The organism is Rahnella sp. CG8 (assembly GCF_023701875.1).
Lineage (GTDB): Bacteria > Pseudomonadota > Gammaproteobacteria > Enterobacterales > Enterobacteriaceae > Rahnella > Rahnella aceris.
Genome location: NZ_JABAED010000033.1, coordinates 1 through 12,110, shown reverse-complemented (window position 1 = coordinate 12,110; position 12,110 = coordinate 1). Strand labels below are relative to the sequence as shown.

13 protein-coding genes are annotated in these 12,110 nt (G+C 51.8%); 12 read left to right on the top strand and 1 reads right to left on the bottom strand.

The features are described 5' to 3' along the window. The first annotated feature begins 76 nt into the window (after nt 1-76). From HGO41_RS22195 to tatD, 9 genes are all read left to right on the top strand, one after another. Nucleotides 77-604, top strand: coding sequence for a DedA family protein (locus HGO41_RS22195; RefSeq protein ID WP_013577438.1), 528 nt, complete (start codon nt 77-79; stop codon nt 602-604). Between the two features lie 157 nt (nt 605-761). Further along, nucleotides 762-2,303 (top strand): DNA recombination protein RmuC, encoded by a 1,542-nt coding sequence (gene rmuC, locus HGO41_RS22190; protein ID WP_013577437.1) that lies wholly within the window; start codon nt 762-764, stop codon nt 2,301-2,303. A gap of 141 nt (nt 2,304-2,444) precedes the next feature. After that, nucleotides 2,445-3,200 (top strand): bifunctional demethylmenaquinone methyltransferase/2-methoxy-6-polyprenyl-1,4-benzoquinol methylase UbiE, encoded by a 756-nt coding sequence (gene ubiE / locus HGO41_RS22185; RefSeq protein ID WP_013577436.1) that lies wholly within the window; start codon nt 2,445-2,447, stop codon nt 3,198-3,200. A gap of 13 nt (nt 3,201-3,213) precedes the next feature. Beyond that, entirely contained in the window at nt 3,214-3,822 is a 609-nt protein-coding gene (gene ubiJ, locus HGO41_RS22180) for a ubiquinone biosynthesis protein UbiJ (protein WP_013577435.1), read from the top strand. Then, entirely contained in the window at nt 3,819-5,450 is a 1,632-nt protein-coding gene (gene ubiB, locus HGO41_RS22175) for a ubiquinone biosynthesis regulatory protein kinase UbiB (protein ID WP_013577434.1), read from the top strand. Before ubiJ ends, ubiB begins: the two co-directional genes overlap by 4 nt. A 73-nt stretch (nt 5,451-5,523) precedes the next feature. Next, nucleotides 5,524-5,790 (top strand): twin-arginine translocase subunit TatE, encoded by a 267-nt coding sequence (gene tatE / locus HGO41_RS22170; RefSeq protein WP_013577433.1) that lies wholly within the window; start codon nt 5,524-5,526, stop codon nt 5,788-5,790. Nucleotides 5,791-5,793: 3 nt separating this feature from the next. After that, nucleotides 5,794-6,441, top strand: a complete 648-nt coding sequence (gene tatB / locus HGO41_RS22165) for a Sec-independent protein translocase protein TatB (protein WP_013577432.1) — start codon at nt 5,794-5,796, stop codon at nt 6,439-6,441. A 2-nt stretch (nt 6,442-6,443) separates the two neighbouring features. Further along, complete coding sequence (gene tatC / locus HGO41_RS22160) at nt 6,444-7,211, top strand: Sec-independent protein translocase subunit TatC (RefSeq protein ID WP_013577431.1); 768 nt, start codon at nt 6,444-6,446, stop codon at nt 7,209-7,211. Nucleotides 7,212-7,271: 60 nt separating this feature from the next. Continuing rightward, entirely contained in the window at nt 7,272-8,063 is a 792-nt protein-coding gene (gene tatD, locus HGO41_RS22155) for a 3'-5' ssDNA/RNA exonuclease TatD (RefSeq protein ID WP_166861428.1), read from the top strand. Nucleotides 8,064-8,124: 61 nt separating this feature from the next. Here tatD and rfaH read toward each other — a convergent pair whose 3' ends face one another. Continuing rightward, a complete protein-coding gene (rfaH, locus tag HGO41_RS22150; protein ID WP_015690568.1) occupies nt 8,125-8,613 on the bottom strand; it encodes a transcription/translation regulatory transformer protein RfaH in 489 nt (162 codons plus the stop codon). A gap of 172 nt (nt 8,614-8,785) precedes the next feature. On the opposite strand from rfaH, the gene pepE reads away from it, so the two are divergent. From pepE to fre, 3 genes are all read left to right on the top strand, one after another. Beyond that, entirely contained in the window at nt 8,786-9,511 is a 726-nt protein-coding gene (gene pepE / locus HGO41_RS22145) for a dipeptidase PepE (RefSeq protein WP_013577428.1), read from the top strand. Between the two features lie 194 nt (nt 9,512-9,705). Further along, nucleotides 9,706-11,196 (top strand): 4-hydroxy-3-polyprenylbenzoate decarboxylase, encoded by a 1,491-nt coding sequence (ubiD, locus tag HGO41_RS22140; protein ID WP_112152560.1) that lies wholly within the window; start codon nt 9,706-9,708, stop codon nt 11,194-11,196. 48 nt (nt 11,197-11,244) lie between these two features. Continuing rightward, nucleotides 11,245-11,946, top strand: a complete 702-nt coding sequence (fre, locus tag HGO41_RS22135; RefSeq protein ID WP_013577426.1) for an NAD(P)H-flavin reductase — start codon at nt 11,245-11,247, stop codon at nt 11,944-11,946. The last annotated feature ends 164 nt before the right edge of the window (nt 11,947-12,110 follow it).

Genomic DNA, 12,110 nt, shown 5'->3' with positions numbered 1-12,110 from the left:
TTAAGGTCATGTTAGTAATCCATCTGGAATAATTGATGAACCTCCTCCCGGATCTCTGACAAAAGGAACTGCATTTTTGACTGTTCACGACCTTCTTGAGTACACCACTACCTTCATCCGCGCCCATCAGGTGTGGGCTGCACCGATCGTTTTCTTTCTGGCTTTTGGTGAGTCTCTGGCATTCCTTTCCCTGCTGCTCCCGGCAACGTTTATCTTGCTGGGACTCGGCGCGCTGATCGGCGAAACCGGTATTCCGTTCTGGCCCATCTGGGCCGCCGCCGCCGCAGGCGCTTTCTTGGGAGACTGGCTTTCTTACTGGATTGGTGCCCGTTATCAGGATCGGGTTGGCAATTTCTGGCCTTTCTCCCGCCATCCGCAAATGCTGGTTCGTGGACATGCTTTCTTTGAAAAATGGGGCATGCCCGGGGCTTTCATTGGCCGCTTCTTTGGCCCGCTTCGTGCCGTTGTGCCACTGGTTGCCGGTATCTGCGGTATGCCGCAAAAATATTTCCAGATTGCGAATGTGACGTCTGCACTCATCTGGGCTTTCGGCATCCTGGCGCCAGGTGCTTTCGGCATTCAGTGGCTGAGCCGCTGGTTTTGAATGCTGCTCTCTGTGGCTGGCTATCGCAAGGGGGCAAATACAGAGAAATTCCTTTTTGGAAGACGTCTCGCAAAGGCTCAATGCAACAGAAAATAGACTGGACATCCATACAGCCTGACATTACCTTGGCCGCAAGAGACTTTAAGAGGGAAATCGCGTGGATATCAGCATCCTGACAGCCCTGGGGGCGGGGTTAGTGGGCTTACTCGTAGGTTGGCTTATCGCCAGCCTGCGCCAACAGCAACAGCAGACGGAGTATGAAACGCAGCGCCGTTTGCTGGAACAATCGCTGGAACAGGCTAAAGCGGAAAATGATACGCACAAAAGCGAGCGGCAATCAGGGCAGCAGCAACTGCGTGAGGCTGAACTTGAGCTGCGAAAACTGCATAGCCTGCAGGCGGCCAGTCAGGAAAAATTACAACTGCTTGCCCACTGGCAAAACGAGTGTGAGCAACTGAATCAGGAACTGCGTGCGCAGCGGGAAATCAACAGCGCGCAGGAAGCAGAGTTGCGTGAGGTTTCAACCCGTCTGGATGAAACCCGCATGGCGGCTGAAGAAAAGCAGCGTCTGCTGATTAACAGCGAACAGCGCCTGAGCAGCCAGTTTGAAAATCTGGCTAACCGGATTTTCGAACAAAATGGCCGCCGTGCCGACGAACAGAACAAGCAAAGTCTCGACAAGTTACTGTTGCCGTTGCGCGAGCAACTGGATGGTTTCCGTCGTCAGGTGCAGGACAGCTTTGGGCAGGAAGCCCGTGAACGCCATACGCTGGCGCATGAGATCCGCAATCTGCAGCAACTGAATGTGGAGATGGCCCGTGAAGCCGTCAACCTGACCAAGGCACTGAAAGGTGACAACAAAACGCAGGGCAACTGGGGGGAAGTGGTGCTGAGCCGCGTGCTCGAGGCTTCCGGTTTACGTGAAGGGCATGAGTACCAGACTCAGGTCAGCGTGCAGGTTGACAGCAACAGCCGGATGCAGCCCGATGTGGTCGTCAGGTTACCGCAGAATAAAGACGTAGTGATTGATGCCAAAATGACCCTGGTCGCGTATGAGCGCTATTTCAACAGCGAGGATGACAGCGAGCGGGAAGCGGCGCTCAATGAACATATTGCCTCGGTTCGCGGACATATCCGCCTGCTCGGGCGCAAAGATTACCAGCAACTTCCCGGTCTGCGCAGCCTCGATTATGTGCTGATGTTTATCCCTGTTGAGCCCGCTTTTCTGCTGGCTATCGACCGTGAGCCAGAATTGATTAGCGAAGCGCTCCGGCACAATATTATGCTGGTCAGCCCGACGACCCTGCTGGTGGCGCTGCGAACGATCAGTAACTTGTGGCGCTATGAGCATCAGAGTCAGAACGCCAAACGTATCGCCGACCGCGCGGCACGTCTTTACGACAAACTGCGGCTGTTTGTGGATGACATGGAGTCGATGGGACAAAGTCTCGACAAAGCGCAGGGAAGTTATCGATCCGCGATGAATAAACTCTCGCAAGGCCGTGGTAATCTTATCGGACAGGTGGAAAGTTTCCGCGCGCTGGGTGTTGAAGTTAAACGGCCTATCAGTCCGTCTCTGGCTGAAATAGCGAAAGCGGAAAATGAACCTGAAGACACCGCATCTCTGCCCGATACCTCTGATGCGGAAGAAGAACAGACGCTGAACCCGGGTGAGTTAACTCCCCACCAGCAGACATAGCGGGTCAGAGGGCCTGCACTGTATTTGTGATTCAATGCATGAATTTTTGCAATATGTTGAATCACCATCGGTGATGGGGCTTTCGAACGGGTTCTGATACACTTCTCCCCAAGAGTTCGACTGAAAAAGCAGGCATAAATAATGGAAAAGCAGACGCCGGAAACCACCCATTTTGGTTTTCGTACAGTAGCCAAAGATGAAAAACAGGAAATGGTGGCAGAAGTCTTCCATTCCGTTGCGGCAAAATATGATTTGATGAATGATCTGATGTCTTTCGGTATTCATCGCATCTGGAAACGCTTCACTATTGATTGCAGCGGTGTCCGTCAGGGACAACGTGTGCTGGATCTGGCCGGTGGTACGGGCGATCTGACCGCAAAATTTTCCCGTCTGGTGGGTGAGAAAGGCGAAGTCGTGCTGGCGGATATCAATGATTCCATGCTGAAGATGGGCCGCGAAAAGCTGCGCAATCTTGGCATCGTCGGCAACGTCAGCTACGTTCAGGCGAATGCCGAGGCTCTGCCGTTCCCGGATAACTATTTTGACTGTATCACCATCTCTTTCGGTCTGCGTAACGTGACTGAAAAAGAGAAGGCGCTGCGTTCCATGTTCCGCGTACTCAAGCCGGGCGGGCGTCTGCTGGTACTGGAATTCTCCAAACCGGTGCTGAAGCCGCTGAGCAAAGCTTACGACACCTATTCCTTCCATATTTTACCGCGTATTGGCGAGCTGGTTGCACACGATGCCGAAAGCTACCGGTATCTGGCTGAATCAATCCGTATGCATCCGGATCAGGAAACACTGAAAGGAATGATGGCGGACGCAGGTTTTGAAAATGTGACTTATCACAACCTGACTGGCGGCATTGTGGCGTTACATCGGGGTTTCAAATTCTGATATGAGTATGCCGATGTTGTTAACGCCGTTACTGACTGCCGCTATCGAGACGCCGCTTAATTACCTGCTTTTCAGAGATCGCAGCATGAAGGCGGCGCGGACACGTCTGGCCGGTAAAGTTCTGCGTGTTGAATTGCAGGAACTGAGTACACCACTGACGTTTGTGTTCAGTGAACAGAAAATTGATGTGCTCGGGCAATGGGACGGCGCGGCAGATTGCACCGTCACCTCGAAACTGTCAGTGCTGCATAAGTTACGTGATCGCCAGCAGTTGTCGCCCATGATGCGCAGTGGCGAGCTGGTAGTTGATGGCGATATCGCCCTGGTTCAGCAGTTCTCTGCATTGCTGGATATGGCGGAAATTGAGCCTGCGGAATTTCTGGCACCCTATATCGGTGACATTGCGGCACAGGGGCTGAGTCAGACCGTGCAGGGCGTTTTCAGCTTTTTGCAAAAAGGGTTGAAACACCAGCAGAGCTATGTGGCGCAAACGCTGACTGAAGAGTGGAAAATGGCACCCGGTCCGCTGGAAGTTGTCTGGTTTAGTGATGAGGTTTCCGCACTGGTGTGTGAGCTGGATGCGCTGGATAAACGTATCAAAAAACTGGAGGACAAACCGTGACGCCTAGGGAAATGCGACGTTTATATCTGATTATCCGCATGTTTCTGATCTACGGCCTTGACGAACTGATCCCTAAAATCCGCTTAACGTTACCACTGAGAATTGGTCGTTATCTTTTTTTCTGGTTACCAAATCGTCATAAAGAAAAGCCGTTAGGTGAGCGCATGCGCCTGGCACTGGAACAGCTTGGGCCGGTTTGGATCAAGTTCGGTCAGATGATGTCTACACGCCGCGATCTTTTCCCCCCGCACATAGCCGATCAGCTGGCTTTGCTTCAGGACCATGTTCCGCCGTTTGATGGTGCGAAAGCCCGTCAGCAAATTGATGCCGCGCTGGGTGGCCCGCTGGAAACCTGGTTTGATGAGTTCGATCAGACGCCGCTGGCGTCTGCGTCGATTGCTCAGGTGCACACGGCGATCCTGAAAGAAAACGGCAAACCGGTGGTGCTCAAAGTTATCCGTCCGGATATTTTACCGACCATTGTTGCTGATATCCGTTTGATGTCGCGTCTTGCTGGCTGGCTACCGATTTTGTTACCGGATGGTCGCCGTTTGCGTCCGCGTGAAGTGGTACGTGAGTATGAGAAAACGCTGCTCGATGAACTGAATCTGTTACGTGAAGCCGCGAATGCCATTCAGCTTCGCCGTAACTTTGAAGGTAGCCCGATGCTGTATGTGCCGGAAGTGTACCCGGACTATTGCAGCGAACAATTGATGGTGATGGAACGTATTTACGGGATCCCTGTTTCTGATATTGAGGCGCTGAAAAAACAGGGCACCAATATGAAATTGCTGGCGGAGCGCGGTGTACAGGTCTTCTTCACTCAGGTTTTTCGCGACAGTTTCTTCCATGCGGATATGCATCCGGGCAATATTTTTGTGAGCTACGAAACGCCTGAAGATCCTTGCTACATAGGCATTGATTGCGGCATAGTTGGTTCGCTCAATAAGGAAGACAAGCGCTATCTGGCGGAGAATTTCATCGCGTTCTTTAACCGTGATTACCGCAAAGTAGCTGAATTGCATGTCGATTCCGGCTGGGTCCCGCGAGATACCAACGTTGAAGAATTCGAATTTGCAATTCGGACAGTGTGTGAACCGATTTTTGAGAAACCGCTGGCGGATATTTCCTTCGGTAACGTATTGTTAAATCTGTTTAATACGGCTCGCCGTTTTAATATGGAAGTCCAGCCTCAGTTGGTGTTGCTGCAAAAGACACTGTTGTATGTAGAAGGCCTCGGGCGTCAGCTTTATCCTCAACTGGATTTGTGGACAACGGCGAAACCTTTCCTCGAAAGCTGGGTTCGTGATCAGGTGGGTCTGCCGGCGATGATCCGCGCACTGAAAGAGCGTGCGCCGTTCTGGATTGAGAAAATGCCTGAACTGCCAGATTTGGTTTATCAGAGCCTGCATCAGCACAAGCTGTTGCAATACAACATTGAGAAGCTTTCCTCCCAGATCCATAACCAGAGTTCCCGTCAGGGGCAGTCTCGTTATTTGTTGGGAATGGGTGCGACGCTGTTACTGAGCGGAACCCTCTTACTGTTGGGTGGCGTTAAGGTTTACCCCGCCTGCCTGATGGCAGCCGGTGTTGTTTCCTGGTTAATCGGATGGAAGCGCGCCAGCTGAGCAAATTGTTTTAAATCGAATGCCGTTTGCGGACGGCAATAAATGTCGTTCCTTCCTGTTTGAGGTGAAAATAATGGGTGGTATTAGTATTACAAAAATCCTGATCCTCGTTGTTCTTGTGGTACTGCTGTTCGGTACGAAGAAACTGCGTGGTCTGGGTTCTGATCTGGGTGCTTCCATCAAAGGCTTCAAAAAAGCCATGAGTGACGACGACAGCCAGTCAAAAACTAAAGACGCTGACGTTTCTCCCACTGATGCTGATTTCGTAGCAAAGTCTGTTGAAAGCAAGCCAGAAGCGAAAGCAGAAGACACCAAGAGCCAAAACAAAGAGCAGGTATAAGCCGTGTTCGATATTGGATTTAGTGAACTGCTGCTGGTATTGGTGATTGGCCTGGTTGTCCTCGGGCCCGAGCGTTTACCTGTAGCAGTCAGAACAGTAGCAGGCTGGATCCGTACGCTTCGTGCCATGGCTGCTTCAGTTCAAAGCGAATTGTCGCAGGAACTGAAACTCCAGGAATTGCAGGATAGCCTGAAGAAAGCGGAAGAAGCCGGTCTGAAGAATCTCACGCCAGAAATCAAAGCGTCTATGGACGAGTTGAAAGAAGCCGCAGAATCTATGAAGCAGTCGATCAATTCAGGATTGAATCCTGCAGAGAAAGCTGTGGAAGAAGCCAAAGCGGAAGGCAACACCATCCACAACCCTGTTCTGGATGAAGCTGAAGCGCACCATGATGCGGGTGTCTCTCCTGCTGCTGCCGACAATGTGGTTTCTGCACCGGCAACGGCACCGCAAAGTGCTGTTGATGCCGCTCTGGCCTCAAATAAAACGGCGCATGTTGCGGCTGAAAAGCTGACGGCCTCGGCGGAACACGCGGCTGACGCTTCTGTTGACGTTTCACCGGTTGTGAAAACTGCTGCTGAAGCCCCTGTGGCTGAACCCGCAGCACCGGCTAAACCGGCTTCATCAACTCAAACGACAGGCGAGCGTTAAACATGGCAGTTGAAGATACACAACCCCTTATCAGTCATCTGATTGAGCTGCGTAAGCGCCTGTTAAATGCCATTATCTGCATTATTGTGGTGTTTTTAGCGCTGGTTTATTTCGCAAATGACATCTATCAGTTGGTGGCTTCACCGCTGATCAAACAAATGCCGCTGGGCGCGAGCATGATTGCGACTGACGTCGCGTCGCCGTTCTTTACGCCTATCAAACTGACCATGATTGTCTCGGTGTTTGTCTCTGCACCGTTCATTTTGTATCAGGTCTGGGCATTTGTGGCTCCGGCGCTCTACAAACACGAACGCCGTCTCATGATGCCGCTGCTGTTTTCAAGCTCCGCGTTATTTTATCTCGGTGTGGCGTTTGCTTATTTCGTCGTGTTTCCGCTGGCGTTTGCTTTCTTTGCGAAAACTGCACCGGCTGGCGTGCAGATAGCCACCGACATTAACAACTATCTCGATTTCGTGATGGCGTTGTTTATGGCGTTTGGCGTCTCCTTCGAAGTGCCTATCGCGATTGTGTTGCTTTGCTGGAGTGGTGTAACGACACCCGAAGACTTGAAAAAGAAACGTCCGTATGTGCTGGTCGGGGCTTTTGTGGTCGGGATGTTGTTAACACCGCCGGATGTGTTCTCGCAAACATTGCTGGCCATTCCAATGTACCTGTTGTTTGAAATCGGCGTGTTCTTTGCCCGTTTCTATGTCGGAGGCCGTCGCCGGTCGGACGTCGACAACGAGACCGATCCGGATCAGCCTGCTTAAAGTTTCTTTCGTTATACATAGAAACCGCCCTGTTGGGCGGTTTCTGTTTCAGGACTCCCCATGTTTGAAATCGGTATAAATCTCACCAGCAGTCAGTTTGATAAAGATCGGCTGCAGGTAGTGGAAAGAGCCAGAACTGCCGGTCTGAGCGGCATGTTGATCACCGGAACGTCAGCGCAGGAAAGTGTCGAAGCGCAGAAAATGGCGGATGAGCATCCTGATTTTTGCTGGTCGACGGCGGGCGTGCATCCGCATCAGGCAAGTCACTGGGATGCGCAGGTTGAAGCCGGTATCCGTGAGCTTGCAGTGTTACCCAATGTTGTGGCTATCGGTGAGTGCGGGCTGGATTTCAATCGCAACTTTTCTCCGGCAGATCGACAGGAAGCTGCTTTCACGGCACAGCTGGCGCTGGCGAAAGAATTACAGTTGCCGGTGTTTCTGCATTGTCGCGATGCTGGTGAGCGCTTCGCCGCGTTGCTGAAACCCTGGCTGTCCGATTTGCCGGGCGGCGTGGTTCATTGTTTCACCGGCACCCGTCAGGAGCTTGAGTTGTATTTATCTCTCGGACTGTCGATTGGTATTACCGGTTGGGTGTGCGATGAGCGTCGCGGGCTGGAATTACGTGACATGCTGCCGCTGATCCCTGCGGACAGGTTAATGCTTGAAACCGATGCACCGTATTTACTGCCGCGTGATATGGAAAACAAGCCGAAAAACCGCCGCAATGAACCGGCTTTCCTGCCGCATATTGTTAAACAGGTCGCGCTGTGGCGCGGGGAAGATCCTCAGTGGCTGGCAGATATCACGGATGACAATGCACGTAAACTTTTTGCATTGTCCGCGCGCCGCTGAACCCAATGATAAAGGCACCTTTAACGGTGCCTTTATCATTTGTACTGGGCGGAGATGCCGGTCAGATTTTTTGGAAGTGCGTATTTTCGATGCTCTGACGAACCGGCTGGTTGATGAGGTTAAGCATCAGCAGTGAACGTGCTTCGCCGTCCGGTTCAGTATAAATCGCTTCGATACCGGCAAAAATCCCGTCGGTAATCACCACCTGATCGCCTTCATATGGCGTATCAGGATCACGAATTTCAATTGTTGGTGGCTCCATCAACTGTTTGATGACATCTGGCTGGACGGTGGCCAGTTTCGCACCAAAGCGGATGAAGTGGCTGACGCCACGCGTTGCGTTGATCGTCGTGGTATGGATCCGCTCAGGGTCGAACTCGATGAACATGTAATTTGGAAACAGTGGCTCGCTGACCGCAGTGCGGCGTCCGCGCACCAGTTTTTCCAGTGTGATCATCGGCGTCAGGCAGTTAACGTTCTGGCGTTCAAGATGTTCTTTTGCGCGAAGAAGCTGACCACGTTTGCAATAGAGTAAATACCAGGATTCCATAGTTTCCCACATAAAAGCGTTGAGCGGGGCAGCATACCAAAAGCCGCTCATGAGATACAGACAGTGCAAGTCTATGCAGACGTTTGCTGATTGTCGGCCCGTTATCTTTTATTATCGGAGAAAAGCGCGTTCTTATCCCCTCTATTAATCCTATTTTATCAGGAGAAATCTCATGGAGCTGTTTTTACTGAGTAACGGCAAGCTTTCAGGTGAATCTGAGTTACTGGGTTACGCTAAAACGCGCATCCAGACTATGTTTGAGGCACACAATATCACCTCTGCCGTGCTGGTCCCCTACGCCCTGATCCGCAGTGATTACGATGCCCGCGCCTTGGAACTTTCTGATACGTTGGGCATTCGCGTCAGTAGCATTCATCATGCAGAAAATCCTGCTGAAGCTATTGCCGGCGCACAATGCATTTTGATCAGCGGCGGGAATACCTGGATGCTTAATCAGATGCTGCATGAACATAGCCTGATCGTACCGATTCAGCGGGCAGTGCGTGAGCGCAATGTGCCTTATGTTGGCTGGAGTGCGGGTTGTAATGTCGCCACACCAAGCATCCGCACCACCAATGATATGCCTGTTCGCAACTCTGTGGTTCTGCCTGCTCTCGGCCTGTTCCCGGTGCAAATCAATCCGCATTACATCGATGCCCATTTAAGCGGTCATATGGGCGAAACCCGTGATGAGCGCATTGCGGAATTCTGCGCGGTTAACCCGTCTGAATCAGTGATTGCGTTGCGTGAAGGCAGCCTGTTGCAGGTGTCCGGCAATGATCTGAGTTACTTCAGTGCTAAAAATCAGGGGTTTAAGGTTTTCCGCCACGGGCAAGACACACAGGAATATCAGGATACTCAGGCGCTCCAGCCTCTGGTGTCTTTTAACTGCGTGTGATTGTCGTCGCGATATAACTTCCGCACCGTCAGACCAACAATACCCGGCCTGACGGTTATACTGCTTTTTCGTTATCAGACTTTACTTACCAATAAGAAATTTACTGATAACAAACTTGCTGATAACAAAAAAGCAGCAACAACTCTGGAGAGGCTCTATAATGCTCTCCTTCAACCTGGCGACTCAGAATCAGCATGAAATACCGTGATTTACGTGACTTCCTCTCGTTACTCGAAAAGAGAGGCCAACTGAAACGCATTAGCCAGTCAGTTGACCCTTATCTGGAAATGACCGAAATTGCCGATCGTACCCTGCGTGCAGGTGGTCCGGCGCTTTTGTTCGAAAATCCTAAAGGCTACGACATGCCGGTTTTGTGCAATTTATTCGGCACACCTCAGCGTGTGGCGATGGGCATGGGCAAAGAAGATGTCAGTGCGTTGCGGGAAGTCGGTGAATTACTGGCGTTTCTGAAAGAACCTGAGCCGCCACGCGGTTTTCGTGATTTATACGACAAAGCGCCGAAGTTTAAACAAGTGCTGAACATGCCGACCAAAATGCTGCATTCGGCACCTTGTCAGCAGCAGATTTGGGAAGGTGATGCGGTCGATATCACCAAAATTCCGGTGATGCAGTGCTGGCCGGAAGATGCCGCGCCGCTCATCACCTGGGGCCTGACTGTGACTCGTGGCCCGAACAAGCCGCGTCAAAATCTGGGCATTTATCGTCAGCAGGTGTTGGGTAAAAATAAAGTGATCATGCGCTGGTTGTCCCATCGGGGCGGCGCGCTCGATTTCCAGGAATGGTGCCAGCAGAATCCGGGCCAGCGTTTTCCGGTTTCCGTGGCGCTGGGTGCCGATCCGGCAACGATTCTTGGCGCTGTGACGCCGGTGCCCGATACGCTGTCTGAATATGCCTTTGCCGGGTTGTTGCGTGGTAACAAAACGGAAGTGGTGAAATGTATTTCCAACGATCTGGAAGTGCCTGCCAGCGCCGAGATTGTGCTTGAAGGGTATATCGAGCCGGGTGAAATGGCACCGGAAGGCCCTTATGGCGACCACACCGGCTACTATAATGAAGTGGATAGCTTCCCGGTGTTTACCATTACGCACATGACGCAGCGAAAAGATGCCATCTATCATTCGACCTACACCGGCCGTCCGCCGGATGAACCTGCGGTTCTGGGTGTGGCGTTGAATGAAGTGTTTGTGCCAATCCTGAAAAAACAGTTTCCGGAAATTGTTGATTTCTATCTGCCGCCTGAGGGTTGCTCCTACCGTCTGGCTGTCGTTACCATGAAGAAGCAATACGCCGGTCATGCTAAACGCGTGATGATGGGGGTCTGGTCATTCCTGCGTCAGTTTATGTACACCAAGTTTGTGATTGTGTGCGACGACGATGTGAATGCCCGCGACTGGAACGACGTTATTTGGGCGATCACCACCCGGATGGATCCCGCGCGGGATACGGTTCTGGTGGAAAATACCCCGATTGATTATCTCGATTTTGCCTCTCCGGTTTCGGGGCTTGGCTCAAAAATGGGGATGGATGCGACCAACAAATGGCCGGGTGAAACGCAGCGTGAATGGGGACGTCCGATTGTGAAAGATCCGGAAGTCACCGCGCGTATCGATGCTATTTGGGATGAACTCGCTATTCTTAATGATAAAGACGATGCGAAAAAATAATCGAATCTTTGTCCTACGCTTTGCTTTGATGACCCACAGAGGGAACGCATGACAACATTGAGCTGTAAAGTGACCTCGGTTGAGGCGATAACGGATACGGTGTATCGCGTCCGCTTGGTTCCGGAAGCGCCTTTCTCGTTCCGCGCGGGTCAGTATCTTATGGTGGTAATGGATGAGCGTGACAAGCGCCCGTTCTCGCTGGCCTCGACGCCGGCTCAACACAATGTGATTGAGCTGCACATCGGCGCGTCTGAACTGAATTTGTACGCGATGGCCGTGATGGATCGCATTTTGAAAGAACAGGCAATCACCGTTGATATTCCGCACGGCGATGCCTGGTTGCGCGAAGATGGCGAGCGTCCGCTGGTATTGATTGCGGGCGGAACGGGCTTCTCTTACGTGCGTTCCATTCTGATCACAGCACTCGAGCAGCAACCGCATCGTGATATCTCGATTTACTGGGGGGGCCGTGAGCTGAAGCATTTGTACGATCTCGGTGAACTGGAAGCGATGAGCATCAATCATCCGAACCTGAAAGTGATCCCGGTGGTTGAACAGCCGGAAGAGGGCTGGCAGGGCAGAAGTGGCACTGTTCTGAGCGCGGTTTTACAGGATTTCTCTTCACTGGCTGAGTACGACATTTATATCGCCGGTCGTTTTGAGATGGCTAAAATCGCCCGTGAACGTTTTGTCGCCGAGCGCGGTGCGCAGGAAGACCGTCTGTTTGGTGATGCTTTCTCTTTCATCTGATTGAACAATGAAAAAGCCCGCCCCTGACAGGCGGGAAAACGGCAACTAAAACAGGCAGAACACATTGATGAAAGCGGGCTAAATGCCTAATGCCGATCGTTTAAGGATCAGTTGACCGATCCGGTGGCTCGTGTAAAAAGGGTTCATGCTCATCATGGACCCTT

Coding starts and splice junctions, on each gene's coding strand:
- ubiE (WP_013577436.1), top strand. CDS start 2,445: ATGGAAAAGCAGACGCCGGAAACCACCCATTTTGGTTTTCGTACAGTA.
- ubiJ (WP_013577435.1), top strand. CDS start 3,214: ATGTTGTTAACGCCGTTACTGACTGCCGCTATCGAGACGCCGCTTAAT.
- tatE (WP_013577433.1), top strand. CDS start 5,524: ATGGGTGGTATTAGTATTACAAAAATCCTGATCCTCGTTGTTCTTGTG.
- tatC (WP_013577431.1), top strand. CDS start 6,444: ATGGCAGTTGAAGATACACAACCCCTTATCAGTCATCTGATTGAGCTG.
- tatD (WP_166861428.1), top strand. CDS start 7,272: ATGTTTGAAATCGGTATAAATCTCACCAGCAGTCAGTTTGATAAAGAT.
- rfaH (WP_015690568.1), bottom strand. CDS start 8,613: ATGGAATCCTGGTATTTACTCTATTGCAAACGTGGTCAGCTTCTTCGC.
- pepE (WP_013577428.1), top strand. CDS start 8,786: ATGGAGCTGTTTTTACTGAGTAACGGCAAGCTTTCAGGTGAATCTGAG.
- ubiD (WP_112152560.1), top strand. CDS start 9,706: ATGAAATACCGTGATTTACGTGACTTCCTCTCGTTACTCGAAAAGAGA.
- fre (WP_013577426.1), top strand. CDS start 11,245: ATGACAACATTGAGCTGTAAAGTGACCTCGGTTGAGGCGATAACGGAT.